The sequence below is a fragment of the Collimonas sp. GW821-FHT07E08 genome (genome assembly GCF_059418905.1).
Genome location: NZ_JBWKQR010000065.1, coordinates 1 through 546, shown reverse-complemented (window position 1 = coordinate 546; position 546 = coordinate 1). Strand labels below are relative to the sequence as shown.

The 546-nt window shown below is 58.6% G+C and carries 1 pseudogene; it reads right to left on the bottom strand.

Features of this window, described 5'->3' with window-relative positions:
- Positions 1-524: pseudogene (locus AC07RZ_RS24180) on the bottom strand (hypothetical protein); the annotation flags it as partial.
- Between the last annotated feature and the right edge of the window lie 22 nt (positions 525-546).

Below are 546 nucleotides of genomic sequence, written 5' to 3'. Positions count from 1 at the left end.
TGTGTGGCGGTGCCGCTGGCATAGCTGGTCTGTGTCAGGCGATTCAAGGCGTCGTAGCTATACGTCGTGGTTTTACCTCTGGCGTCCGTCCGGGTCTTCAGGTTACCGGCGGCGTCATACGTTTTACTCGTACTGCCGGTATCGGGACTGGAGAGTGCATTCTGGTTGCCCAGGCCATCCACGGTATAGCTGGTCACCAGATTTCTCGGATCGGTGACGGTACTCAGCTGGTCCTGGCCGTCATAGCTGAACTGGACGACGGGACTGGTGCCACCTGCGGCCGGGACCGGTTGTACCTGCTGGATCAGGCGTCCCAGCGGGTCGTAGCTTTGGGTGGTGATATTACCCAGGGGATCGGTGATCTTGGTCCGATTGCCCATCGCATCATATTCATAACTCGTGGTCGTGTTCTGGACCGCCTGCGCTGACGCTGTCGTGCCATTCACGCTGCCCAACAACGGGCTATAGGCCAGCGCGAACAGTACAGCGCTGACCAGGGTCTTGACACCCGGTTGTTTCCCCATTAAACGCCCATTCATTGCACTG